Origin of the sequence: Sphingomonas sp. S6 (assembly GCF_043498045.1) — a bacterium.
Classification (GTDB): domain Bacteria; phylum Pseudomonadota; class Alphaproteobacteria; order Sphingomonadales; family Sphingomonadaceae; genus Sphingomonas.
Genome location: NZ_JBIEOE010000009.1, coordinates 60,602 through 84,942, shown reverse-complemented (window position 1 = coordinate 84,942; position 24,341 = coordinate 60,602). Strand labels below are relative to the sequence as shown.

The window sequence follows — 24,341 nt, the reverse complement described above, 5'->3', positions numbered from 1 at the left end:
CTCCCGGCCACCCATCAGGATACCGTGTGGGTGGCCGGGAGGGGGAGCGGGCCGGCACCGCTAACGCGCGTGAGCGCGTTTTCCCCAAACTCGACCCTCGTAGCATCGGAACCGCCTTCCTATCTCGCGCGCTTCGAACGCACCCTTCAGGACGAGAGTGGATGGCCGACAGCGATACCCCGACCCGCAAGATCCAGGTGGCGAACAGCCGTCCGGAGGATTCCGGCCGCGGCCTCGCGCACCTGCCGCGCAGCCTGATGGCCGCGCTGGGCGTGGGCGAGGGCGACGTGATCGAGATCGTCGGCAAGCAATCGACCCCCGCGCGCGCCGTCGGGCCGTATCCTGAGGACGAGGGGATCGAGATCCTGCGCATCGACGGCCTGCAACGCGCCAATGCCGGCGTCGGCGCAGGCGATTTCGTCGAGGTGCGCAAGGTGGAATCGAAGCCGGCGACGCGCGTCGTCTTCGCGCCCGCGCAGGCCAACCTCCGCTTGCAGGGCCAGCCCCAGGCGCTGAAGCGCACCTTCTTCGGGCGGCCGCTGTGCCAGGGCGACGTCGTCGCGACCGCGGGTCACCAGCGCGTCGGCAACATGCCGCCGGGCATCCAGCAGTTCATGAACGCGCCGGCCTATGCGTTGCAGGAGATCCGCCTGTCGGTCGTGTCGGCGAGCCCCAAGGGTATCGTCCACATCGACGAAAATACCGAGGTGGAGCTGCGTCCCGAATATGAGGAGCCGACGCAGCGCCGCGCCGATGTGACCTATGACGATATCGGTGGCATGGCGCAGACGATCGACCAGTTGCGCGAGATGGTCGAGCTGCCGCTGCGCTACCCCGAGCTGTTTCAGCGGCTGGGCGTCGATCCGCCCAAGGGCCTGCTGCTCTATGGCCCGCCGGGCACCGGCAAGACGCGCCTTGCGCGTGCCGTGGCGAACGAGAGCGACGCGTCGTTCTTCCTGATCAACGGTCCCGAAATCATGGGGTCGGCCTATGGCGAATCCGAGGGTCGGCTGCGCGAGATTTTCGAGGAAGCGGCGAAGAGTGCGCCGTCAATCGTCTTCATCGACGAGATCGACTCGATCGCCCCCAAGCGCGGCAGCGTGCAGGGCGAGGCGGAGAAGCGCGTCGTCGCGCAGCTGCTGACGCTGATGGACGGGCTGGAAGCGCGCGCGAACCTCGTCGTGATCGCGGCGACCAACCGGCCCGAGGCGATCGATGAGGCGCTGCGCCGACCGGGCCGCTTCGACCGCGAGATCGTCGTCGGCGTGCCCGACGAGCGCGGCCGTCGCGAAATCCTGGGCATCCATACGCGCGGCATGCCGCTGGGCGACAAGGTCGACCTCGTCGAACTCGCGCGCACCACCTATGGCTTCGTCGGCGCCGACCTGGCCGCGCTGACCCGCGAGGCGGCGATCGAGGCGGTGCGGCGGATCATGCCCAAGCTGAACCTCGAAGAGCGGACGATCCCTGCCGAAGTGCTCGACGACCTGTCGGTGACGCGCGAGGATTTCCTCGAGGCGCTGAAGCGCGTCCAGCCGAGCGCGATGCGCGAGGTGATGGTCGAGGCGCCACGCGTGCGCTGGGACGATGTCGGTGGCCTCGATGCCGCGCAGAACCGGTTGAAAGAAGGCGTCGAACTGCCGCTGAAGGACCCGGATGCCTTCCGGCGGTTGGGTATCCGGCCTGCCAAGGGCTTCCTGCTCTATGGCCCGCCGGGCACGGGCAAGACCTTGCTGGCCAAGGCGGTGGCGCGCGAGGCGGAGGCGAATTTCATCGCCACCAAGTCGAGCGACCTGCTGTCGAAATGGTATGGCGAAAGCGAGCAGCAGATCACCCGCCTGTTCCAGCGGGCGCGGCAGGTGGCGCCGTGCGTGATCTTCATCGACGAACTCGACAGTCTGGTGCCCGCACGCGGCGGCGGTCTCGGTGAGCCGCAGGTGACCGAGCGCGTGGTCAACACGATCCTTGCCGAGATGGACGGGCTGGAGGAGCTGCAATCGGTCGTCGTCATCGGCGCGACCAACCGCCCGAACCTGATCGATCCCGCACTGCTGCGGCCGGGCCGCTTCGATGAGCTGGTCTATGTCGGCGTGCCCAATCAGGAAGGGCGCCGCCGCATCCTGGGCATCCAGACGCAGAAGATGCCGCTGGCCGACGACGTCGATCTCGACGCCATTGCGCGCCAGACCGACCGGTTCACCGGTGCCGATCTGGAGGACGTGGTGCGCCGCGCCGGCCTGGTCGCGCTGCGGCGATCGTTGCAGTCGACCGCGGTGACGATGGCGGACTTCGAATCGGCGCTGACCGAATCGCGGGCGAGCGTGACGCCCGAGATGGAGAAGGATTACGAGAAGATCGCGTCGCAGCTGAAGCAGGACGCGGCGGCGATCCAGCCGATCGGCTTCATCTCTCCGGGGCAATTGCGCGGGCGTGGACCCAAGGGCGCGGATTGAGCCTGAATTGGCCCGAACGCCAGAACCAGCCGTCATCCCAGCGAAGGCTGAGATCTCTCGGTTCTGGCGTTCGGCGAAAGCCGCACGAGACCCCAGCCTGCGCTGGGGTGACGTTTGAGGTAATGATAGGCGAGGTGATCCCCGTGCCGGGGAGAATCACCCCCGCTCCGTCAACGCCCGCCACGCATAGACGAACAGCACCACCAGCGCCGCCGCGGCGGTCAGATACGGCAGCGGCCGCGATAGCTCGTACAGGCCGACGCCGATCGACGGCCCGAGCACGAAGCTCGCCCCGTTGACGCTCGTCACCTTGCCGGCGACCGACCCTTGCGCGGCGGGTCCGACTGCGAGGCTCGACCCCGCGGTAAACCCCGGACGCGTGAAGCCAAAGCCCAGGTTCGCCAGCGCATAGGCGGTCGCGATGCCGTAGAGCGACGTCGCCAGCCCGGTCAGCGCCACGCCGATCGCGGCGAGCACCAGCCCCACCAGCACCAGCCGCCGCGGCGTCAGGCCAAGCAGCGGGATCACCCCCCATTGTACCAGCAGCGCCGCGCCCGCGCCCATCATCAGCACGATGCCGGTCGGCTCCAGCGCCAGCGCGGGCGCGATATGCAGGCGGTCGATGACGAGGAAGCCGATCGCCTGGCTGGTCATCGCCTGGGCATGGCCCATCACCAGTCCCGCGATCATCCAGGCGCGCACGCGCGGATCGAGATAGCCGACATGCTCGATATGCGGCTGCGTCGCGGCGGCGACGGTCGCGCCGGTGGGGGCGCCGCCGATCGAGGGATAAGCGGAGGAGGTGCCATGTTCGTGGAACGCCGCGCGCCGATCGTCGGGCAGGATCGCCCGCACCGTGACCCACACGCCGACGCCGAACACCGCGAAGACGAAAGCGGGGCCGGCCAGCCCCACCTCAATGCGGCCGAGATGGCCGAGCAGCAGGTAGGGCGCGATCGCCGGCCCCAGGATCGTGCCGAGCCCGAAGGCGCTGGCGAGCAGGGTGAGGGCGCGCGTGCGATCCTCACGACTCGTCTCGCCGGCGACCAGCGCCTGCACCGCAGGCGGCGCAGCGGAGCCGAACGTGCCGTAGATCAGCCGGCCGGCGATGAAGAGGCCGAAGGCGGCGGTGCCGCCGATCCAGCCGTTGATCCCGGCGGCGAGGAACAGGCCGCACAGGCTGAGCGACACCGAAAAGCCGCCGACGCCCAGCAGGATCATCGCACGATGCCCGTGCCGGTCGGATCGGTTGGCCCAGAAGGGCGCGGCGATGACCCACAATAGCGCGGATACCGAGAAGGCGGCGGCGACGGCGCTGTCGGCGACCTTCAGCGAACGGCCCAGCGCGGGCAGGATCGATTGCAGCGCGGTATTGCCCGCCGCGATCGTCAGCATGACGAGGAACATGAGCGCAAAGCGCCGGTCCATCGGGCCGCGGGTCCGGCCGGTCATGCCGCGCGGCGCCCGGTGCGGTCCCAGGCATAGTCGCGCGTCACGGCGCAGACGATGACCTGATAGCGGTCGTACCAATGCGCCCGGCCCGCGTCGCGGATCGCTGCGTGATCGGGCTGGTCGCGCCAGGCGATGGCGGCCGCTTCGTCCGCCCAATAGCTGATCGTGATGCCGGCGCCGTCCGCGCCCCGCACGCTGTCGACGCCGCGATAGCCCGGTTGGCGTGCCGCAAGATCCGCCATCGCCGCAGCGGCAGCGTCATAGCCCGCCCCGTCGGCGCCGTTGCGCTGCGAGGTAAAGATCACCGCGACCTCGCCAGCCCGTTGCTCTGCCATGGTTTCTTCCCCTCCGTAATCCCCTTCCTAGTTCGACGACAGGGCAGGGCAAGCGGTGTCGCAGGGGCGCTCGCTGCGACGAACCGCAGGGGGCCACGCAACCGCATGTCTTGAAACGCGTTCGGGAAACGTGGCACGGGGTGTTTTCCGCGCGGTCCTGCGCGGGGTCCCGACACGCGATCAACGACAGGAAACCGATGCCCTCTTCGACCACCGCCGCCAGGCGCCGTACCCGTGGCACCGGCGTGCCGAGCCCGGTCGCGATGTTCTTTCAGGGCTTCCTGAAGCATCCGGTGATGGTGGGGTCGATCATCCCGTCGTCGGACAAGCTGATCCGCAAGATGCTGGCGCCCGTCGATTGGTCGGCGTGCAAGGTGTTCGTCGAATATGGTCCCGGCGTCGGCACCTTCTGCCGCCCGATCCTGGAGCGCATGGCGCCCGACGCGACGCTGATCGCGATCGACACCAACCCCGATTTCATCCGCTACCTCGACCACACGATCACGGATTCGCGCTTCGTCGCGGTCGAGGGATCGGCGGCGGACGTCGAGCGGATCGTACGCGAACGCGGGCACGACCATGCCGATTACGTGCTGTCGGGCCTGCCCTTTTCGACGCTGCCCGCCGGCGTCGGTCCGGCGATCGCCGCGGCGACGCACCGCGTGATCCGTCCCGGCGGCGCCTTCCTGGTCTATCAATTCTCGCCCAAGGTGAAGGACTTCCTAACCCCCCATTTCACCAACATCGATCACGACATGGAATGGTGGAACGTACCCCCCGCCCAGCTCTACTGGGCGTGGAAGGATTGATCGCCAAGATAGCCTGTTACGACACAATCAAACGATTTTGCCGATGCGGGCCCTTTTCCTTCACGTCCGGTTAAGCTAATCGCGTCCGATATGGACGCTCCAAAGCATTCCTCTGCCCTGTTCCTGCGCGACACTGCGATCCGCCGTGGCATGGAGTTGATGATGTTCGCCCAGACGCGGTTTCTGCGCACAGCGGACGAAAAGCTCGCCGAACTGGGCTTGGGGCGCGCGCATCACCGCGCGCTCTATTTCATCGGCCGCTGCCCCGACGTCACCGTCGGCGACCTGCTGTTGCTGCTGGCGGTGACCAAACAGTCGCTCGGCCGGGTGATGAAGGATCTGGTCGATCGCAACCTCGTCTGCATGCGTGCCGGGGATGTGGATCGTCGCCAGCGCCTGCTACGCCTGACGGAAGAGGGGGTCGCGCTGGAGACCGCATTGTTCGAGGAGCAGCGCGACCGCATGGCCAAGGCGTACAGCTATGCCGGGCAAGAAGCGGTGGCAGGCTATTGGGCGGTGATGGAAGCGCTGATCCCGGCCGAGGCGCGCGCGCAGATCGACGCGCTGGGCCGGTGACGCGCGGCTAGTCGTCGATGCCGAAATTCAGCCCGCGCGACACGCCGGGATCGACCACCGCGATCAGCAGATAGGCGGCGAACTGGCGCAGGCGTTGCAGCACGCCGGTATGCGCCTTGTACCAGCTGCGCGTGATCGGCTGCGATCGCGCGATCTCGCCTTCGATATAGCTCCGGACATGCGCGGCAAAGGCGGCGTCGTGGACGCGCAGCATCAGCTCCATGTTGATGAACAGGCTGCGCATGTCGAAATTGGCCGATCCGACATAGACGACGTCATCGATGACGTAGAGCTTGGTGTGCAGCTTGGTCGGCAGATATTCGTACAGCGCGACGCCCTTGCGCAGCAGGCCTGCATAGGTGAAGCGCGCCGCCGCGATCGTTGCATTGTTGTCGGATTTGGACGCGGTGACGACGCGCACCTTCGCCTTGCGCCGCCCCGCTTTGTCCAGCCGGCGCAGGATGGTGGGCGAAGGCGTGAAATAGGCGGCGATGATGTCGATCCGCTTGCCGCGGCGCAGGTCGTCGCGCACCGCGCGTGCCCAAGGCGACAGGCGCCGCGTCGGCCCGCCGATCAGCCAGCGCGTATCGCCATGCGCTTCGCTCCAGCGCGCCAGCGCCTTGTTCAGCGGGCGCACGCGGCCCTTGGGGAGCCGCAACCAATCGTGCAGCGCATCGAAATAGCCCGCCAGCCGACCCGCGGCCGGTCCTTCGACCAGCAGACCCAGATCGCGCCACGCTTCTTGCGCGGGGGTGCCGAAATAATCGTCCTCGACGTTGAACCCGCCGATGATGATCCGCTCGCCGTCATGCCCCGCATCGGCGAGCGCCAGCTTCTGGTGGTTGCGCAGCAGGTAGCGGCGTCCGAACCGGGGTGCGAAGCGGCACACCGATACGCCGGCCTCGCGCAGCGGCGCGTAAAAGGCATCGTCGGTCTCGCTGCCGAAGCCGTCGACGATCAGCGCCGTATCCACCCCCCGTTCCGCCGCCGCGATCAGCGCGGCGTTGACCCGGCGGCCGGTCGCGTCGTCGGCGTAGATGTAATAGAGGATGCGCAGCGAACGGCGGGCGCCTGCGATCAGCGCGAGCAGCGCGTCGAGGCGGCGCGGACCGGTATCAAGCAGCGTCAGCCGGTTGCCATCGACCGCGAAGGTCGGCTGGAGAGCGGGCGCGTCCATCGCGCTCGTCTGTGCCCGTCGGTGCGTCGGGTGGCAAGGGCGGTGCGGTGGTAGCGGGGCGTTGGCCGTCGGGCGCTCAACCCCACCCACATCGTCACCCCGGACCAAGTCCGGGGCGACGGGTAAGGCGGGGCCGGCGCCGCGCATCTCACCCCTGCCACGACAGCCCCGAACCCGATTTTCTTGACTTTACCCACACCCTCCGCTTACACGCCGCCCCTTACTGAATCGGTATTTGCGAAGGAAAGCGTCCATGGCGCGCGTTACCGTCGAGGATTGCGTCGACAAGATCCCCAACCGTTTCGATCTGGTCCTGTTTGCTGCGCAGCGCGCGCGGCAGATTTCGGGCGGCGCGGAACTGCTGCTCGATCGCGATCGTGACAAGAACCCGGTCGTCGCGCTGCGCGAAATCGCCGACGAGCTGGTCCGTCCCGATCACCTCGAGGAAGCGGTCGTCAACAGCCTGCAGCGCGTCCAGATCGACGACGACGATGAAGTCGATGCCGTCGGCTCGCTCGCAGCCTCGGCCGAAGCGCTCCGCCTGACCGCCGCCGCACCGCCGCGGAACCAGAATCTCGGCGCCGATTACGACGGGTAAGGACTGGTCAGCGGATTAGCCTCGGCTAATCCGCGTCGCGGACCAGTCCACGGCCAGCGGGCGCCAAGCCCGACTGACGACGCGGCTTTGCCGCGTCGTTTGCGTTTGGGGATCGGTCAGCGGATTAGCCCCAGCTCATCCGCGCCTCGGACCGATCCGCGGCCAGCGTCGCAAAGCGACGACTGACGACGCGGCTTTGCCGCGGCGGGTGGGTTTTGGGGAGGGGGCATACAATTCCTCCCTCGCGTTGGCGGGAGTGCAGGTTGGATTCCTCCCAGCAATCCAAGATCATGCCGGGGGCATGATCGACCCTGCGCTGGGAACCGCCGGCGGCAGCCGGTGGTGGAGTTAAACGCAAGGTCCGCCGTGCCCGCCCCCTTCGTCAGCGCTGACGCGCTGCCACCTCTCCCTGGCGGGGGAGGAATGCGCGGGAGCCAGCGCTCCACGCCTCGACCGCCGCTGCCGGCCTCCCCACCAACGTCACCCCAGCGGAGGCTGGGGGTCTTTGTGTGATGAAGGGCGGTAACCGCCACGGGGAGATCCCAGCCTTCGCTGGGATGACGGTTGGAACGTCCCACAAGGCCCCGCCGCGGCGAAGCCGCGTCGTCAGTCGTCGCTGTCGCGACGCTGGCCGGGGTCGCCACGCGACGCGGATTAGCGTCGCTAATCCGCTTGGCGCCCCTTGAACCCCTGCGCCACCACGAACCATTCCACCGACCCCTTGCGGCTGCTCGGCGGCTTGGCGTGTTTTACGCTCGTGAAGTTGCGCTTCATCTCGGCGACCAGCTGCGCATCGGCGCCGCCCGCAAAGACCTTGGCGACGAAGGTGCCGCCCTTTTCCAGCACATCGACCGCAAAGGCGAGCGCGGTTTCGACCAGCGCCATGGTGCGCAGCGCGTCGGTTTGCGGGTGGCCGACGGTATTCGCCGCCATGTCCGACATCACCAGGTCGGGCGCGCCGCCCAGCGCCTCCATGAGCGCACCCGGCGCGGCATCGTCCATGAAATCCATCTGGAAGATCGTGACGCCGTCGATCGGATCGACCGGCAACAGGTCGATGCCGACCACCGCCGCCTTGGGCACGCGGCGGCGGATCACCTGGCTCCAGCCGCCCGGCGCGATGCCGAGGTCGACGACGCGGCGCTTGCCCTGGATGATCCCGAACCGCTCGTCGAGTTCGAGCAATTTGTACGCCGCGCGGCTGCGATAGCCCTCCGCCTTGGCGCGGCGGACATAGGGGTCGTTGAGCTGGCGTTCGAGCCAGCGCGTCGATTGCGCGGTGCGGCCACGCGCGGTCTTGACGCGGGTGCGCAGGCCGCCGCCGTCTCTGCTCATGTCATGATACTCATGGTCTGGGGCTGCCCATCAGGCGGCGCAGGATGCCTTCGCGAATGCCGCGGTCGGCGATGCCCAGCCGCTCCGCGGGCCATAAATCGAGGATCGTTTCGAGGATCGCGCAGCCCGCGACGACCAGATCGGCGCGTTCCGACCCGATGCAGGCGAGCTGCGCGCGTTCCTTCACCGATTTGCGCGACAGGTCGGCGCTGATCCGCCGCATCGCATCGGCGGGCACGATCAGGCCGTCCACCTGCGCGCGGTCGTAATGGCTCAGGCCCAGATGCACGCTGCCGAGCGTCGTCACCGTGCCGCTGGTGCCGAGCAGGCGCGGGCGCGCGACGTGCTTGGGCAACCGGCCGGCGAAATCGGCGAAACTGTCCGCGACGATGCCGCGCATCCGCTCATAGGCCGCGAGCCGCCCGCCTTCGCCCTCACCACCACCGGCATGTTCGGTCAGCGACACGACGCCCCAGGGGGCCGAATGCCAGTCGAGCACGCGCGGCATGCTGCCCCGCGTCGTGTCGATCAGCACCAGCTCGGTCGAGCCGCCGCCGATGTCGAAGATCAGCGCGGGGTCGTCGCCCGGTTCGATCAGCGCATGGCAGCCGAGCACCGCCAGCCGCGCCTCTTCCTCAGCCGAAATGATGTCGAGATGGATGCCGGTTTCCTCGAGCGCGCGCGCGATGAAATCCTGCCCGTTGCTCGCCCGCCGGCACGCCTCGGTCGCGACCGAGCGCGCGAGCGTGACGTTGCGGCGCTTCAACTTGTCGGCGCAGACGCGCAGCGCGGCGATGGTGCGTTCGATCGCGGCGTCGCTCAGCCGGCCGGTGGCGGCGAGGCCTTCGCCCAGCCGGACGATGCGCGAAAAGGCGTCGATGACGGCGAAGCCGTCGCCCTGCGGCCGGGCGATCAACAGCCGGCAATTGTTGGTGCCGAGGTCGAGCGCGGCAAAGGCCTGCGCATCGGACCAGCGACCGCGTTGCGGTCGGCTCGGCGCCGAACGGGCAGGCGGGGCCTGCCGGTACGGCATTCGGGCGGAACGATCCCCCATAGCCGTGGTGACTTTCTATCTGTTTCTGTTCTGCCGTCACGGGGATGAAGGCCCCGCTCGGTGCTTGCCCTCTAGGTAGCGCGTACAAGCCCTTGCGACAAGGCGAGCAATTTGACCTGTTGACAGGCCCACGGTGCCCGCCTAGATGCGCGGCCCTCGTTGCCCGATCCTCTAATGGTAAGAGAGCGGACTCTGACTCCGTCAATCAAGGTTCGAATCCTTGTCGGGCATCCACTTACCACTTGCTCCTACGAGCATCCCTCACATCGCTGATACCGCTTTCACCTCCACGCAGGTCGTGCTGGGGATCGATGCGGCGTGGACCGCGGGGCAGCCCAGCGGCGTCGCTTTGGCGGTGTGCGAGGGTGCGCGCTGGCGATTGCGCGCGGTGGCGCCATCCTACGATCATTTCCTGAATCGGGCGGCCGGCGTGGCGTGCGACGCACCGCCGCGGGGATCGTCGCCCGATGCGGCGGCGCTGCTTGCCGCGGCCGAGGCGCTGGCGGGCGGGCGCGTCGACCTGGTCGCGATCGACATGCCGCTGGCACGCACGCCGATCGTCGCGCGGCGCGCGTCGGACAACGCGATCACGCGGGCCTTCGGGGGGCGCTATTGCGGCACGCATTCGCCCAGCGCGGCGCGGCCGGGGCCGATCTCCGACGGCTTGCGGGCAGGGTTCCAGGATGCGGGCTATCCGCTGCGCACCGCCAACGCTCAGGCCGGCGGGCTGATCGAGGTCTATCCGCACCCGGCGCTGGTCGTGCTCGCGCAGGCGCCGCGGCGGCTGCCGTATAAGGTGTCGAAGACGCGCACCTATTGGCCGGACGAATCGCTGGCCGCGCGGCGCGTGCTGCTGGCGGCGGAATGGGCGCGGATCGTGGGCCTGTTGGCGACCCGGATCGATGGCGTGGAGGACGCGCTGCCGCCTCTGCCCGACGACGCGAGCGGTGTCGCGCGCAAGGCACACGAAGACATGATCGACGCGATCGTCTGCGCCTGGGTGGGGATCACCGCGCTCGGCGGGCAGGCGGAGGCTTATGGCGACGCGGAGTCGGCGATTTGGGTGCCGCACGAGGACGGAACGGCGGCCCGCTTCGCCGGTTGAACCGGCATGCCGACGTTCGACCCCCGCACCACCGCGCTCATCCTCATCGACCTGCAGGACGGCATCGTCGCCGGCGACAAGGGGCCGCACAGCGCCGCCGACGTCGTCGCGCGCGGCAAGGCGCTGGCCGACCGCTTCCGCGCCGCGGGCGCGCCGGTGGTGCTCGTCCATGTCGGCTTCACCCCCGACATGATGCCGAGTCGCAACGTCGACCAGCCGCGCCTGCCCGCCGAAGGTACGCCGCCCGCGTTCCATGCGCTGGTCGAGGGGTTGCGGCAGGATGGCGATATCATCGTGATGAAGCACCATTGGGGCGCCTTCACCGGCACCGATCTCGACCTTCAGTTGCGGCGGCGTGGGGTAAAGACGGTGGTGATCGCCGGCATCGCGACGAACTTCGGCGTCGAATCGACCGCGCGCAGTGCTTGGGAGCTGTCGTACGACGTGGTGATCGTCGAGGACGCCTCGACCTCGCGCTCGGCGGAGCTGCATGCCTTTGCGGTTCAGCATATCCTGCCGCAGATCGCGCGGGTGGTCGCGAGCGAGGACGTGATGCTGGGGTAGGGCCGTTGAGCCAGACGTCATCCCAGCGCAGGCTGGGATCTCTCGGTTATGGGGGTTTTGCAGGAGCCGAGAAAGACCCCAGCCTTCGCTGGAGTGACGTTTTGGGCGAGCGGACGAGAATACGGTCCCTTACTTCGCTTCCGCGATCAACTTCGCCGCGTCGGCGCCCGCCCAGTCATTGCCGCCCTTCCAGCGCCATACCTCCTTGCCCGCCGAATCGAACAGCACCGTCGTCGGCAGGTTCGCGTTCCACCCCAGCGACAGCGCCATCTGGTCGTCGACATACGGGGTGAGCGTCGGCGCGCCGTGCGCTTTCAGGAACGCCGGCACCTTCTCCGCCCCTTGCGTATCCTGGCTGATCGCGGCGACCCGCACGCTGCCGCGCTTGGCCAGCGCCTCCAGCGTCGGCAGTTCGGCGATGCACGGCCCGCACCACGTCGCCCACAAATTGACGAGCACCGGCTTGCCCTTGAACGCGGCGAGGGTGGTGGGCTTGCCGTCCGGCCCCTTGAACGTCGTCGTCGGCGCGGCCTCGCCGGCATGGCTGCGGTCGACGCCGACCTGCGCGGTCGCGGCAGCCGGAGCGGTCGCTTCGTCGGGTGAGGCTGCGTTCGTATCGGCCGTGTTCGCTTGCCCGGTCGCGGCGCTTTGCCTATCGCAAGCCGCGGCCATCAGCGCCAGGAGACAGACGATCGCGACGCGTGCGGACATGAGCGGTTCCAATTCGATGTGGGGCGGCAGATTTGCCGAAGGCCCTGCTGCGGTAATGCGCGAGATTAACGCCTCGATCCCCTTCGACAAGCGGATGTGGAAACAGGACATCGCCGGATCGAAGGCGCATGTCGCGATGCTCGCGAAACAGGGCATCGTGTCGGCCGAGGATGCCGCGGCGATCGACGCCGGTCTCGATACGGTCGCGGCGGACTATGCCGCGAACGGCGTGCCGGAGGATCTCAGCCTCGAAGACATCCACATGCTGACCGAGGCGAAGCTTGCGCAGGCGATCGGTCCCGTCGCCGGCCGTCTGCACACCGCGCGCAGCCGCAACGATCAGGTCGCGACCGATTTCCGCCTGTGGGTGCGCGATGCGATCGACCAGGTGCTCGCCGCACTGACCGGCCTGACGCACGCGCTGCTGACCCGCGCCGAGGAGCATGCCGATGCGGTGATGCCGGGCTTCACCCACCTGCAATCCGCGCAGCCGGTGACGTTGGGCCATCACCTGATGGCCTATGTCGAAATGACGGCGCGCGACATCTCGCGCTTCCGCGATGCCCGCGCGCGGATGAACCTGTGCCCGCTCGGCTCCGCGGCGCTTGCCGGCACCAGCTTCCCGCTCGACCGGCAGATGACCGCGGCGGCGCTCGGCTTCGACGGCCCGACGCGCAACAGCCTGGACGGGGTCAGCGACCGCGACTTCGCGCTCGATTATTTGACGTGCGCGACGCAGACCGCGCTGCACCTTAGCCGCCTCGCCGAAGAGTTCGTACTGTGGGCGTCGCAGCCGTTCGGCTTTGTCGCGCTGTCCGACCAATGGTCAACCGGCAGCTCGATCATGCCGCAGAAGCGCAATCCTGACGCCGCCGAGCTGGTCCGTGGCCATGCCGGGCGCATCCTCGGCTGCATGACCAGCCTGATGGTGACGATGAAGGGGCTGCCGCTCGCCTATTCGAAGGACATGCAGGACGACAAACCGCCGGTGTTTGAGGCGCACGACCTGCTCGGCCTGTCGATCGCGGCGATGACCGGCATGGTCGACAGCGCGACCTTCCGCACCGATCGCATGCGCGGCCTCGCCGAAAGCGGCTTCGCCACCGCGACCGACTTCGCCGACTGGCTGGTGCGCGAGGCGGGGCTGCCATTCCGCGAGGCGCATCACGTCACCGGGCGCGCGGTGAAGCGCGCCGAGGAGCTGGGCGTGCGGCTCGACGAGCTGCCCTTCGCCGAATTCCAGGCGATCGACGCTCGGGTCAACGAAAGCCTGTACGACGTGCTGTCGGTCGATGCCTCGGTCGCCAGCCGGACGAGCTTCGGCGGCACCGCGCCGGTCAACGTACGCGCCGCGATCGCCGCCGCGCGGGAGAGCCTGTCATGAAGCGCCTAGTTCCGTTTCTAGCGCTGGCACTCGCCGGCTGCGGCGCCGCCAAGGAATTGCAGCCCGCCCCCGGCGCGAAGCTGCCGCCCGCCCCTTATGGCGCGACCGCGACGCCGACCGCGAACCAGCTGCTCACGCCGACGACGCAGCAGCGGCCGCAGCGCAGCGACGAACTGCTCAAACAGTCCGAAGCCCGCCGCAGCGACGAATTCGACCTCCCGCCGAACTGATATACCCATGAACCATTTCGATTATCGCGACGGCGTGCTCCACTGCGAGGACGTGCCGCTCACCCGCATCGCCGAAGAGGTGGGCACCCCCGTCTACGTCTATTCGACCAACACCTTCCGCCGTCATGCGCAGGTGTTCCGCGAGGGGCTGAAGGACGTCGGCCGCATCCACCTGGCCTATGCGATCAAGGCCAATCCCAACCTCGCCGTGCTGCGCGTCCTTGCCGAAGAGGGCTATGGCGCCGACGTCGTCTCGGGCGGCGAGATGGCGCGTGCGCTCGCGGCGGGCATCCCCGCGGCGGACATCGTGTTTTCGGGCGTCGGCAAGACGCGGGCCGAACTCGCCCGCGGGATCGACGCAGGCATCGGCCAGTTCAACCTGGAGCTGGAGGAAGAGGGCGTCGTCCTCGCCCAGATCGCCCACGCCAAGGGCAAGCGCGCGCCCGCGACGCTGCGCGTGAACCCCGACGTCGACGCCGGCACGCATGCCAAAATCTCGACCGGCCGCGCCGAGAACAAGTTCGGCGTGCCGATCGATCAGGCGCCCGATATGTTCGACCGGCTGGCACCGCTCGACGGCCTCGACCTGCGCGGCGTCGCCTGCCACATCGGCAGTCAGCTGAGCGATTTGTCGCGACTGGAGGAGGCCTACCGCCGTATCGGCGAACTGGTCGCCGAACTGCGTCGCCGTGGCCACACGATCACCCGCGTCGATCTCGGCGGCGGCCTCGGGGTCCCCTATAAGGCCGGCGACGTGCTGCCGAGCCCGGCGGATTATGGCGCGATGGTCGCGCGCGCGACCCAGGGCTGGGACGTTGAGCTGATGTTCGAGCCCGGCCGCGTCATCGCCGGCAATTCGGGCGTGCTGCTGACCGAAGTCGTATGGGTGAAGCCCGGCGTCACCAACCCCTATGTCATCGTTGATGCCGCGATGAACGACCTCGCCCGCCCGGCGCTGTACGATGCGTGGCACGACTTCGACGCGGTGATCCCGACGGGCGAGCGGATGACCGCCAACATCGCCGGCCCGGTGTGCGAAAGCGGCGATACCTTCGCGATGGGGCGCGAGATCGACGCGGTGAAGAGCGGCGACCTCGCCGTCTTCCGCACCGCGGGCGCGTACGGCGCGACGATGGCCTCGACCTACAACAGCCGCGATCTCGTCCCCGAAGTGCTGGTCGATGGCGACCGTTATGCCGTCGTCGCCGATCGCATCGCCGCCGAGACGATTCTCGCCGCCGAGCGCGTGCCGGAGTGGCTGAAGGCGTGAGCCTCCACAGCCTGCCGCTGTTCGTCCGGCTGGCGGGGCGCCCGGTGATCCTGCTGGGCGAGGGCGAGGCGGCGGACGCCAAGCGGCGACTGCTCGAGCGTGCCGGCGCGGTGATCGTCGGCGAGGACGCGGCGGCGGCGCTCGCCGTGGTGGCGATCGACGACGAGGACGCGGCATTGGCGGCGGTCGAGCGGCTGAAGGCCCGCGGGCTGCTGGTCAACGCGGTCGACCGGCCGGCCTCGTGCGACTTCACCACGCCCGCGATCATCGATCGTGCACCGGTGCTGATCGCGATCGGCACCGGTGGCGTGTCGGCAGGCCTCGCCGCAGCGCTGCGCCAGCGGCTGGAGGCGCTGCTGCCGGCGGGGCTGGGGCGGCTCGCGGACCAGCTCCACCATGCCCGCGCCGCGCTGCGTGCACATTATCCCGATGGCCGAACGCGGCGGCGTGCGCTCGGCGCGGCGTTGGCGGTGGGCGGCGCGCTCGATCCGCTGCGCGAGGATGTGGACGTGCCGCGCTGGATCGCGGGCGGGCAGGTCGTCGAGCAGGGGCATGTCCGCCTCGCGCTTACCTCGCCCGACCCCGACGACCTGACGCTGCGCCAGGCGCGCTGGCTTGCCAATGCCGATCGCGTCGTCTTCCATCCCGGCGTGCCGGCGGCGATCCTCGACCGCGCCCGTGCCGATGCGGTGCGGGAGGCGTGGGGCAAGGATAGGACGGCGCACGACGGCCTGACGGTCGAGCTGGAGATGGCATGAGCGGCTTCGGATATCGCATCAACGGCCGCTCGGCGGAGCGCGTCGCGGTCAAGCAGGCGCTGGCCGATCCGGCGGACTTCGTCTGGGTCCACCTCAACACCACCGAGGAGCGCGCGCAGATCTGGCTGCGCGACGCGGCGGGGCTGGACGATTATGTCGTCGACGCGCTGACAGCGATGGAAACGCGCCCGCGCTGCGAGGCGTTCGAAAAGGGCGCGCTTTTAAACCTGCGTGGCCGCTCCACCGATGAACAGACCAGCGGCGACGCGCTCGCCTCGGTGCGGATCTGGGCGATTAAGGGCCGCGTCTATTCGGTCAGTCGCCGCCCGCTCTACGCGGTCGATGCGGTCGAGAAAGAGGTGGAATCGGGCCATGTCGCCGATCCGGGCGACCTCATTTCCGCCTTCGCCACCGCGATCACCGCCGACCTCGACCCGCATGTCGCGGACCTGGGTGACGAACTGGATGATTGCGAGGAACGGCTCGACGCCAATCGCGTCTTCGACCTGCGCCGCACCGTCACGCGCGTGCGCGTCGCCGCGATCGGCTATCGCCGCTTCCTGTCGCCGCAGCGCGCGGCGCTGGAAAAGCTCGCCGAACTGCCCGGCGCCTGGCTGGCCGAGGACGACCGCCGCCACCTGTCCGCCGCCGCCGACCGCGCTGCGCGCATGGCGGAGGAACTGGAGGCGATCCGCGAACGCGCCTCGCTGATGCATGAAGCGCTGACCGACCTGCGCAGCGAACAGATCGACAGCCGCTCGCTCATCATCTCGATCGTGGCGATGGTGTTCCTGCCGCTGACCTTCATCACCGGCCTGTACGGCATGAACGTCGCGCATCTGCCCTATGCGCAGGAACCCTGGGCATTCGACGCGATCATGGGGCTGTGCGGGCTGATCACCGTCACGGTGCTGGGCTATTTCGTCCAGCAGCACTGGTTTCAGAAATGACCTAAGTCGTCCCTCGCATTGGAGGACGATGCGCACGCTACGAACCGTCACCCCAGCGAAGGCTGGGGTCTCTCTCGGCTCCCGGCGCGCGCTACATCCCGAAGATCCCAGCCTTCGCTGGGATGACGGCCTGTTGAACGCGTATGGATCAGACTCTCGCCGGGGAGGATTTGATCACGCCGCGCGGGCGGTGCGCCACGCCTCGGCAATTTCCGACAAACTGCTCGCCGCATCGCGGAATGGCGACGAATCGGTGCCGACCGACGCGTCCACCACCGTCCGGCGGATACCGGCGTACAGCCGCGCCAGCGTGTTCGACACCTCGCCGCCGCGTTCGAAATCGAGGCCTGATTCCAGCGCGAACAGGATCGCGGTCGCGCGGGTCACGCGCTCGCTCTTGGTGCGCAGCTGGTTGTTGTCCATCGCCCAGGCCGCGGCGCGCAGCGCCGAGATGAGCTCTTCGTAAAGCAATTGGACGAGGCCCGGCCCCTGCGCCTCGGCCGTGCGGCCGACGACGTCGATCTGGCGATAGGTGGCATAGGGGTCGCCCGAGAGTGCAGTCGCGTAAGCCATCACTCGCTCTTGTTCCAAGCTTTGATCTGATTATCGAGGAAGGTCTGTGTCGATTTGTAGAAGCCGACCTTGCTGTTCATGGCGGAGAATTGCTGCGTCAGCCGCTTGTTCATCGCATCCGACAGCAGCGAGACCTGGTCCTGCTGCGAGGCGAGGTCCTTCTGCGCCTTGGTATAGCGGTCCGCCGACGCGCCGAGCCCGTAGATGCTGCTCGATGTCGTCAGCGAGATACCCGACAAGGTGCTCGCGAGGCCGAGCGCATTGCTCGACGTGCTGGCGAACATCGCCTCGACCTGGTCGGGATTGGCGGCGAGCACGCGGTTGAGCGTGGTCGTATCGACCTTCAACGTGCCGTCGCGATTGGTGCCGACGCCCAGCTGCGCCAGCGTCGTCGGTGCGCCGCTGCCGTCGTCCGACACCAGCCCCTTCGTCGTCAGCGCCTGCAGCGAGCGCATCAGCGTCGCGGCCGCGGTGTCGCCCTTCAGGTCGCCGCTCGTCGGGTCGATCTCGCCCTTCACGCTGGCGAACACCTGATTGTAGGTGTCGACGAAATCGCCGACGGCCTGCGCCAGCGCGCTGGTCGGCCGCACGCTGGTGAGCGACACCGCACTGGTCGTCACCGCGTTGAGCTGCAACGTCACGCCCGATACCAGGTCGTTGACCGTGTTGGAGGCGCGCTGGACCTGCACGCCATCGACGGTCAGCTTCGCATTCGCCGCGGTGCCGGTCAGCGTGCCGGTGTTCTTGTCGATGTTGAACTGGTTGAGCTTGCTGTCCGCATCGTCCGCCTTCAGCGTGAAGGCCTGTGCGGCACCGGTCGAGCCCTTCAGCGACAGCACCGACTTGCCATCGACATCGGTAATGACGGTCGCGGTGACGCCCGCCTTCGCGCCGTTGATCGCGCTGGCGATACCGTCAAGGCTGCCGTTGGTGACGTCGATCGACACGGTCGGGGCGCTGCCTGCCGTGAAGTCGGTCATCTGCGTGCCGTCGCTGTTGTACGTCGCGGTGCCGAACGTCAGCGTCATCTTGCCGGTCGCGATCGTCGCGGTGCGATCGTCGATCTTCGCCGAGCGCGATCCTTGCGCGGTCGCGAGTGCCTGGATGGAGATGCTGGACGACAGCTGGCCCACCTTGGCCCCCGCGATCGCGGTCGCGCCGAGGGCGCTGGTGTTCGAGCTGACCGGCTGCGTCTGCAACGTGCCGCCGGCGCTGAGGTTGGCGAGCGCGGTCGAGAAATTCGAGATGGTGCTGCGCAGCGTGCTGGTTGCCGAAATCTGCGCGGTCAGCGTGTTGTTCTTGGCGGTCAGCGCGGCATTCTTGGCGGCGAACTGCGCCTGTACCAGCGCCGGGACCAGCGTCGCGATGTCGATGCCCGACCCCGTGTTGAGCGAGGTCAGCAGGCTCTGCGCCGCGTTCTTGGTCAGGCTCGTCGTCGACGCGGGCGCCGGGGTGGGCGTCGGTGTCGGCGTCGATGTGCTGCTGCCTACGGTGCTGGCCACTGGTCTACTCCACGCGCTTCAACAGGATTAACGGCCGCCGCCGTGCAAAGGTTAAGGGGTTTTCGCCGGAATCTTGATGCCGTGTTCGTCGAACCGCGCGCTCTCGGGCACCTCCACCGGCGGCTGCGCGGTGCCGCCCGCCGCGGCGTTCAGGTTGAAGACGAAGGCGAGCACGGTGGCGATCGCGACGTACAGGTCGTCGCGGACCTCCTGGTTCTCGCGCGTAGTGTAGTAGATGGCGCGGGCAAGCATCGGATATTCCAGGATTGGCACGCGCGCCTCTCCCGCCACTTCGCGGATCGCCAGCGCGGTCGCGCCGCGGCCCTTGGCGACGACCACCGGCACCTGGTCCTTGCCGCGATCGTAGCGCAGCGCGACCGCGAAGTGCGTCGGGTTGGTGAGCACGACATGCGCCTCCGCCACCGCTTTCCGCACGCCCCCCTTAGCCATCGCACGCTGCACGCTGCGCTGGTGGCCCTTGGCCTCGGGCGAGCCTTCGGTTTCCTTGTGCTCGTCGCGGACCTCCTGCTTGGTCATCTTCAGTTTGGAGAGCAGCTGAATGATCTGGATCGGCACGTCGAACAGCGCGATCGCGACGAGGCCTGCGGCCATGGCGATCATGATGCCGGTGAACGTGCCGCCCAGCGCCCCCACCGCATCGCCCAGGCTGGACGAGGACAGGCCCAGCGTCGTGCGGCTCGACTTCCACAGCATATAGCCGCCGATCACCGCGAGCAGCACGACCTTCAGCAGCGACTTGCCGAGCTCGATCCACCCCTGCGGCCCCAGGATGCGCTTCAGGCCCGACGCGGGGTTGATGCGCTCGCCCTTGAACGCGATCAGCTTGTTGTTCCACGTCAGCGAGCCGAGGCCTGCCGAGCTGATGATCGTCGCCACCACGCTGACCGTGAACAGCGTGATGAGCGAGGGCAGCAGCTTCCACCCCGCCTGTTGCAGCGGGCGCCAGGGCGAGAAATCCTCGACGTCGGTACGGTCGAACTGGAAGCTCGCGGTCATCACCGCCTTGCACGCCGCGATCAGCGACGGGCCGGCGAAGATCAGCCAGGCGACGCCCGCCATGACGACGAGCGCGGTCGCGAAATCCTTGGACTTGAGGATATTGCCGTCTTCGGCGGCCTTTTCCTTGCGCCTTTGGGTTGGCGCTTCCGTCTTGTCGCCGCCTCCCGACATCAGCCGTTCACCAGCGTATCGGTGGCGGCCAGGCCCTCTCGGATGATGACGAGCATGTAATCGCCCATCGCAGGGAAGGCGACGGCGAGCGCGACGACGCCGACCGCAAGGCTGGCGGGCAGGCCGACCGAGAACAGGTTGAGCGAAGGCGCCGCGCGGCTGACCATGCCGACGACGAGGTTGAGGCACAGCAACAGGAAACCGACCGGCAGCGCCAGCAGCAGCCCGGCGAGGAACGCATAGCCGCCGAAGAAGGCGATGTCCTTCAGCCGATCGGTCGAGATCCAGCTGCCCGGCGGCATCGTCTCATAGCTCTTCACCAGCAGCTGCACGAGCACGAGGTGCCCGTCGACCGACAGGAACAGCAGCGTCAGCATGATGGTGAAAAACTGGCCGAGCGCCGGCGACGAGCGGCCGTTCTGCGGATCGATCGACGAAGCGAAGCCGATGCCCATCGATCCGCCGATGATTTCGGACGCGACCATCGGCGCGGCAAAGGCGATCTGCAGGATGAAGCCGATCGCAGCGCCGACCAACGCTTCGGAAAAGACGGACAGGAACGTCGCGACCGCGAACACCTGTGCGGGCGGTGCGACGGGATGGACGGCGAGCACGAAAATGCCGACCGCGCCGGTCAGGCCGACGCGCACCGGCAGCGGGATCGCCACCGCGCCAAATACCGGCGCCAGGATGAACGCCGCGCCGATGCGCACCATCACGAAGATGAGCGCCCACAGCTTGGGTTCGATCGCTAATCCAAATCCTAGCATGGCGCAGCGCCAGCGCGGCTACGACCGCGCGGCCGGCAAAAGCCGGGGCGCAAGCCCGGCCGACCTCGGCGTAGCTGAGGATCGACGACGCGGCTTTGCCGCGGCGTGGGCGATGGCATGGTGCTGGCCACGCCGCGGCAAAGCCGCGTCGTCGGACGGGTGCTGCGCCCCGCCGGCCGGGCTTGGCAGCATGGCGCGCGACGCGCGCGCTCTTGCTGCCCGCGCCTCATTTCACCAGATCCGGGATGCGTTCGAACATGCCGACGGTGAAGTCGCTCAGCAGCCCCAGGATCAGGCTGCCGAAGATCATGATCGAAAACGCGACCACCAGCAGCTTCGGGACGAAGCTCAGCGTCTGTTCGTTGATCGACGTCGCGGCCTGGATCATGCCGAGGATCAGACCCGCGAGCAGCGCCGGGATCAGGATCGGCGCGCTGGCGAGGGCGAGGACCCACATCGTCTGGTTGGCGACGGTGAGGAAGTAATCGGCGTCCATGTGATGATCCCTCAGGTCGCGAAGCTGTTGGCGAGGCTACCCATCGTCAGCGCCCAGCCATCGACCAGCACGAACAGCAGCAGTTTGAACGGCAGCGAGATGATCGTCGGCGACAGCATCGCCATGCCGAGCGCCATCAGCACCGTCGCGACGACCAGGTCGATGACGATGAAGGGCAGGAACATCAGGAAACCGATCTGGAACGCGGTCTTCAGCTCCGACGTGACGAACGCGGGCAGCAGGACCGCGAAGGGAATGTCCTTCGGGCTGGCATAGGGGCCGGACTTCGCCATGTCGGCGAACATCGTGACGTCCTTGATCCGCGTCTGCTTGACCATGAAGGCGTGCAGCGGCTGGCCGGCGCGCTCGATCATCTGCGTGCCGGCAAGTTGGCCGGCGGCATAGGGCTGGATCGCGTCGCGGTTCATCTGGCTGATCGTCGGTGCCATCACGAACAGCGACAGGAACAGGGCGAGGCCGATCAGCACCTGGTTCGGCGGCGTCTGTTGCAGGCCCAGAGCCTGACGCAGCACCGCGAGCACGATGACGATCCGGGTAAAGCTGGTCATCATCAGCAGGATGCCCGGCAGGATCGTCAGCAGGCCCATGATGATGAGGACCTGGAGCGACAGCGAGAGCGGCGCCGACTGCGTACCGCCCGATACCGCACCCGAACTCAGCTGGCCGAGCGCGCGGTCCACCGCATCGCCGACGCCCGGCGCGGGAGCCGCGGCGGGGGCGGTCTGAGCGAAGGCCGGCACCGCGATCAGCAGCGCCAGCGCGATCGCCAGGATCGCCCAGATCCACTTGTGCGCGCTACGGCCACCGTCGCGGGAGACGGTGCGGCGCGAAGTCTTGAACAGGGCGGGGCCATGGCCCAGCCGGGTCACGGTCGGGCTCACTGGTCCACCTTGTCGATCAGGGCGACACCGCCACGGCCGACCGAGACCAGCAGCCGCTTGCCTTCGAAATCGAGCACGGCAAGGCGCAGGCCCGGCGAGATCATCATCGTTTCCTTAACGGCAATCAGCCGGTTGGTCGGCTTGCCGGGCATGCGCGTCTCGATTCGGCGCCACAGGTACAGGCAGCCGATCATCAGGCCGCACACCAGCGGCAGCAGGACGACGAGCTTCAGGATATAGGACCACATCATGGCGTCGTGTCCTCAGGCGCGCTTGTCGGGCGAGACCAGCTCGGTCATGCGCACGCCGAAGCGGTCGCCCACCGTCACGACTTCGCCGCGGCCGATCAGCGTGCCGTTGACGAACACGTCGAGCAGTTCGTTCGCCTGGCGGTCCAGCTCGATGACGCTCGATTCGCCCAGCGCCAGCAGCTCGCGCAGCGTCAGCTGGGTCGACCCGATCTCGACGGTCAGCTTGACGTCGACATCCTGGAGCAGGCGGAAATTGGCGGCGACGCCACCCTCCACCGGAAAGCTGCCGGTCATGTCGTTCATGCGTCGAATCCTTCGTCGTCGATACGGTCGAGATGGGTGAGGCGGACGGCCGCATGGCCGTTCGAGGTGCCGACGGTCCCCATGCCCAGCCGGCCGCTGCCGACCATGACGGGCACTTCGGGGCCGAAGCTGATCGGAATGACGTCGCCGGGCTTCAGGTCCATCAACAGCGACAGCGGCACGACGGGTTCGGCGAGGACCGAGCGGATCGGGAAGCGCACGCCGAGCGCCGCGCGCGTCAGCGAATTGCGCCACACCGGATTGGCGTCGGCCTTTTCCAGCACCTTGCCGGTCAGCGTCGGGGCATGCGGCTTCAGCGTCGTGACCGGATACAGCAGGTCGATGAACACCGGCTTCGCGTCGCCCGCGGCGATGCCGAAGCGGGTGACGATCATCGCATCCTCGCCGTCGATCGCCAGCATCGCGGCGTTGATCTCGACGCGGGTCGGCGTGAAGTCGATCTGCGCGAGCGGCTCCCAGGCGCTGCGCAGCGGCGCGGCGATCCACTGGCCCAGCCGCGTCACCATCGCCTCGCCCGCGGGCGAGAATTCCGCCGGCATCACCGCAGGCGCGGTGCCGGTGCCGCCGAAGAACAGGTCGAGCAGTTCCAGCACGAATACGCCGTCCAGCACGCACAGGCCGTTCGTCGCATTGGGCGCCATCGTCATCGGCAGCCACGCGGTCAGCCCCTCGGGCCGCTCCGACCGGTAATCGGCGAAGCGCTGCACGACCAGCGGCTCGGCCCAGGTGCGCACCTCGCGCCGCAACACCGGCTCGAACACGCCGCGCAACGTGCGGGCATAGCGGGCCGACAGATGCTGCAGCGTGTGCAGGTCGCCGAACGGATTGAGCTTCGCCGCCCCCAGCACCGACGCATGCGCGGCGGTGGCGCGATCGCGCGTCCGTCGTTCGGTGGTTGCTGCGGCGTTAACCATGCCTCACTGAACAACGAAATTGGTAAAGTAGACGTTACTAACGCCGCCGAATCCCTCTTTTTGTGTCAGCGTATCGTTAATTGCCTTCGCCAGGCGCTTCTGCAGCTGCTCCTTGCCCTCGCTGCTGAATACCTGATCCTCGGGCGTGTCGCCCAGCGTCAGCAGCACCGCCGACCGCACGGCGATGTCGTTGGTCTTCAGATTCTCGATCACCGTGTCGTCATAGGGCGTCGAGATGGCGAGGCCGATCTGCACGACATGGACCGAATTCTGCAGGTTCGAGGTGAAGCTCGGCTCCATCGTATAGTAATTGGAGGCATAGCGATCGCCCGGGCCGCCCGACGGCACGTGCTTGCCGCCGCCGCTGTCGTGGCTGCCGCCCGATTCGCCGCCGCCGCCATGGCCGCCCTCACCGCCTTCGCCTTCGGCCTTGGGGCGCTTCTGTTCGGATTTGGGGACCAGCTTGGGGCCATGGTCTTCCTCGGCCGCGGCATGGCCGCCGCCGATCAGGCCGCTGCTCGCGGCGAAGACGCCAGCGCCGACGCCGCCGCCGACCAGCACCAGCAACACGACCACCATGACGATGATCTTCATCTTGCCGCCGCCCTTCTTCTTGGGTTCGGCCTCTTCGGGTTTGTCGCTCATCGCTCGGGTTCC

At 68.1% G+C, this 24,341-nt stretch carries 27 protein-coding genes and 1 tRNA gene; 12 read left to right on the top strand and 16 right to left on the bottom strand.

All coding sequences use genetic code 11. The features are described 5' to 3' along the window. Positions 1-161 precede the first annotated feature (161 nt). A complete protein-coding gene (locus tag ACGVWT_RS14145) occupies positions 162-2,453 on the top strand; it encodes a CDC48 family AAA ATPase (RefSeq protein WP_315460730.1) in 2,292 nt (763 codons plus the stop codon). A 156-nt stretch (positions 2,454-2,609) separates the two neighbouring features. Here the strand turns inward: ACGVWT_RS14145 and ACGVWT_RS14140 are convergent, their stop codons facing one another. Continuing rightward, a complete protein-coding gene (locus ACGVWT_RS14140) occupies positions 2,610-3,905 on the bottom strand; it encodes an MFS transporter (protein ID WP_315460729.1) in 1,296 nt (431 codons plus the stop codon). Further along, positions 3,902-4,240, bottom strand: a complete 339-nt coding sequence (locus ACGVWT_RS14135; RefSeq protein WP_315460728.1) for an antibiotic biosynthesis monooxygenase — start codon at positions 4,238-4,240, stop codon at positions 3,902-3,904. The genes ACGVWT_RS14140 and ACGVWT_RS14135 overlap by 4 nt, the downstream gene beginning before the upstream one ends. 197 nt (positions 4,241-4,437) lie before the next feature. Here ACGVWT_RS14135 and ACGVWT_RS14130 point away from each other — a divergent pair, with 197 nt between their 5' ends. Continuing rightward, positions 4,438-5,049, top strand: a complete 612-nt coding sequence (locus ACGVWT_RS14130; RefSeq protein WP_116460426.1) for a class I SAM-dependent methyltransferase — start codon at positions 4,438-4,440, stop codon at positions 5,047-5,049. A gap of 90 nt (positions 5,050-5,139) precedes the next feature. Continuing rightward, positions 5,140-5,625 carry a MarR family winged helix-turn-helix transcriptional regulator gene (locus ACGVWT_RS14125; RefSeq protein WP_116460427.1) on the top strand — a complete coding sequence of 162 codons (486 nt, stop codon included), beginning with the start codon at positions 5,140-5,142 and terminating at the stop codon, positions 5,623-5,625. A 7-nt stretch (positions 5,626-5,632) separates the two neighbouring features. Here the strand turns inward: ACGVWT_RS14125 and ACGVWT_RS14120 are convergent, their stop codons facing one another. Then, on the bottom strand, positions 5,633-6,802 hold the full coding sequence (locus ACGVWT_RS14120; RefSeq protein WP_315460727.1) for a phosphatidylserine/phosphatidylglycerophosphate/cardiolipin synthase family protein: 1,170 nt from the start codon (positions 6,800-6,802) through the stop codon (positions 5,633-5,635). A 253-nt stretch (positions 6,803-7,055) separates the two neighbouring features. Between ACGVWT_RS14120 and rpoZ the strand changes: the two genes are divergently transcribed. Further along, complete coding sequence (gene rpoZ, locus ACGVWT_RS14115) at positions 7,056-7,400, top strand: DNA-directed RNA polymerase subunit omega (protein ID WP_017980196.1); 345 nt, start codon at positions 7,056-7,058, stop codon at positions 7,398-7,400. Between the two features lie 663 nt (positions 7,401-8,063). Here rpoZ and ACGVWT_RS14110 read toward each other — a convergent pair. Beyond that, positions 8,064-8,735, bottom strand: a complete 672-nt coding sequence (locus tag ACGVWT_RS14110; protein WP_315460726.1) for an RlmE family RNA methyltransferase — start codon at positions 8,733-8,735, stop codon at positions 8,064-8,066. A 10-nt stretch (positions 8,736-8,745) separates the two neighbouring features. Next, positions 8,746-9,768, bottom strand: coding sequence for a Ppx/GppA phosphatase family protein (locus ACGVWT_RS14105; protein WP_315460725.1), 1,023 nt, complete (start codon positions 9,766-9,768; stop codon positions 8,746-8,748). A gap of 181 nt (positions 9,769-9,949) precedes the next feature. Between ACGVWT_RS14105 and ACGVWT_RS14100 the strand changes: the two genes are divergently transcribed. The 3 genes from ACGVWT_RS14100 to ACGVWT_RS14090 all read left to right on the top strand — a co-directional run bounded on the left by ACGVWT_RS14100 (position 9,950) and on the right by ACGVWT_RS14090 (position 11,458). Continuing rightward, positions 9,950-10,023: transfer RNA gene (locus tag ACGVWT_RS14100), tRNA-Gln, on the top strand. Between the two features lie 64 nt (positions 10,024-10,087). Next, positions 10,088-10,894 carry a DUF429 domain-containing protein gene (locus ACGVWT_RS14095; RefSeq protein ID WP_315460724.1) on the top strand — a complete coding sequence of 269 codons (807 nt, stop codon included), beginning with the start codon at positions 10,088-10,090 and terminating at the stop codon, positions 10,892-10,894. Positions 10,895-10,900: 6 nt separating this feature from the next. Then, complete coding sequence (locus ACGVWT_RS14090; protein ID WP_315460723.1) at positions 10,901-11,458, top strand: hydrolase; 558 nt, start codon at positions 10,901-10,903, stop codon at positions 11,456-11,458. Positions 11,459-11,587: 129 nt separating this feature from the next. Here the strand turns inward: ACGVWT_RS14090 and ACGVWT_RS14085 are convergent, their stop codons facing one another. Then, positions 11,588-12,169, bottom strand: a complete 582-nt coding sequence (locus ACGVWT_RS14085) for a TlpA disulfide reductase family protein (protein WP_315460722.1) — start codon at positions 12,167-12,169, stop codon at positions 11,588-11,590. Between the two features lie 16 nt (positions 12,170-12,185). On the opposite strand from ACGVWT_RS14085, the gene argH reads away from it, so the two are divergent. Genes argH through ACGVWT_RS14060 form a run of 5 tightly spaced genes read left to right on the top strand, consistent with a single transcriptional unit; the run spans position 12,186 to position 16,761 of the window. Beyond that, positions 12,186-13,553 (top strand): argininosuccinate lyase, encoded by a 1,368-nt coding sequence (gene argH, locus ACGVWT_RS14080; RefSeq protein WP_315461020.1) that lies wholly within the window; start codon positions 12,186-12,188, stop codon positions 13,551-13,553. Continuing rightward, positions 13,550-13,783 (top strand): hypothetical protein, encoded by a 234-nt coding sequence (locus ACGVWT_RS14075; RefSeq protein WP_116460433.1) that lies wholly within the window; start codon positions 13,550-13,552, stop codon positions 13,781-13,783. The genes argH and ACGVWT_RS14075 overlap by 4 nt, the downstream gene beginning before the upstream one ends. A 7-nt stretch (positions 13,784-13,790) precedes the next feature. Next, the gene (gene lysA, locus ACGVWT_RS14070; RefSeq protein WP_315460721.1) at positions 13,791-15,053 is read left to right on the top strand and encodes a diaminopimelate decarboxylase; all 1,263 of its coding nucleotides are present in this window, start codon (positions 13,791-13,793) and stop codon (positions 15,051-15,053) included. Beyond that, complete coding sequence (locus ACGVWT_RS14065) at positions 15,050-15,811, top strand: bifunctional precorrin-2 dehydrogenase/sirohydrochlorin ferrochelatase (RefSeq protein ID WP_315460720.1); 762 nt, start codon at positions 15,050-15,052, stop codon at positions 15,809-15,811. The genes lysA and ACGVWT_RS14065 overlap by 4 nt, the downstream gene beginning before the upstream one ends. Next, on the top strand, positions 15,808-16,761 hold the full coding sequence (locus ACGVWT_RS14060; RefSeq protein ID WP_116460436.1) for a zinc transporter ZntB: 954 nt from the start codon (positions 15,808-15,810) through the stop codon (positions 16,759-16,761). The genes ACGVWT_RS14065 and ACGVWT_RS14060 overlap by 4 nt, the downstream gene beginning before the upstream one ends. 174 nt (positions 16,762-16,935) lie before the next feature. On the opposite strand, the gene fliS is transcribed toward ACGVWT_RS14060, so the two are convergent. From fliS to fliL, 10 genes are all read right to left on the bottom strand, one after another. Continuing rightward, positions 16,936-17,334, bottom strand: coding sequence for a flagellar export chaperone FliS (gene fliS, locus ACGVWT_RS14055; protein WP_116460437.1), 399 nt, complete (start codon positions 17,332-17,334; stop codon positions 16,936-16,938). Continuing rightward, positions 17,334-18,836 carry a flagellar filament capping protein FliD gene (fliD, locus tag ACGVWT_RS14050; protein WP_315460719.1) on the bottom strand — a complete coding sequence of 501 codons (1,503 nt, stop codon included), beginning with the start codon at positions 18,834-18,836 and terminating at the stop codon, positions 17,334-17,336. The genes fliS and fliD overlap by 1 nt, the downstream gene beginning before the upstream one ends. Positions 18,837-18,887: 51 nt before the next feature. Continuing rightward, entirely contained in the window at positions 18,888-20,027 is a 1,140-nt protein-coding gene (locus ACGVWT_RS14045) for a flagellar type III secretion system protein FlhB (RefSeq protein ID WP_315460718.1), read from the bottom strand. Then, the gene (fliR, locus tag ACGVWT_RS14040) at positions 20,027-20,797 is read right to left on the bottom strand and encodes a flagellar biosynthetic protein FliR (protein WP_116460440.1); all 771 of its coding nucleotides are present in this window, start codon (positions 20,795-20,797) and stop codon (positions 20,027-20,029) included. Before fliR ends, ACGVWT_RS14045 begins: the two co-directional genes overlap by 1 nt. Before the next feature lie 226 nt (positions 20,798-21,023). Next, positions 21,024-21,293 carry a flagellar biosynthesis protein FliQ gene (gene fliQ / locus ACGVWT_RS14035; protein WP_017980132.1) on the bottom strand — a complete coding sequence of 90 codons (270 nt, stop codon included), beginning with the start codon at positions 21,291-21,293 and terminating at the stop codon, positions 21,024-21,026. A gap of 11 nt (positions 21,294-21,304) precedes the next feature. Then, on the bottom strand, positions 21,305-22,195 hold the full coding sequence (gene fliP, locus ACGVWT_RS14030) for a flagellar type III secretion system pore protein FliP (protein ID WP_394426869.1): 891 nt from the start codon (positions 22,193-22,195) through the stop codon (positions 21,305-21,307). After that, positions 22,192-22,446 (bottom strand): flagellar biosynthetic protein FliO, encoded by a 255-nt coding sequence (locus ACGVWT_RS14025; protein WP_315460716.1) that lies wholly within the window; start codon positions 22,444-22,446, stop codon positions 22,192-22,194. The genes fliP and ACGVWT_RS14025 overlap by 4 nt, the downstream gene beginning before the upstream one ends. Before the next feature lie 12 nt (positions 22,447-22,458). Further along, positions 22,459-22,749: a flagellar motor switch protein FliN gene (gene fliN, locus ACGVWT_RS14020; RefSeq protein ID WP_017980129.1), complete on the bottom strand. Its 291-nt coding sequence runs from the start codon at positions 22,747-22,749 to the stop codon at positions 22,459-22,461. Further along, the gene (locus ACGVWT_RS14015; protein ID WP_043060868.1) at positions 22,746-23,684 is read right to left on the bottom strand and encodes a flagellar motor switch protein FliM; all 939 of its coding nucleotides are present in this window, start codon (positions 23,682-23,684) and stop codon (positions 22,746-22,748) included. Before ACGVWT_RS14015 ends, fliN begins: the two co-directional genes overlap by 4 nt. Positions 23,685-23,687: 3 nt before the next feature. Next, positions 23,688-24,329, bottom strand: coding sequence for a flagellar basal body-associated protein FliL (gene fliL / locus ACGVWT_RS14010; RefSeq protein ID WP_017980127.1), 642 nt, complete (start codon positions 24,327-24,329; stop codon positions 23,688-23,690). Positions 24,330-24,341 lie beyond the last annotated feature (12 nt).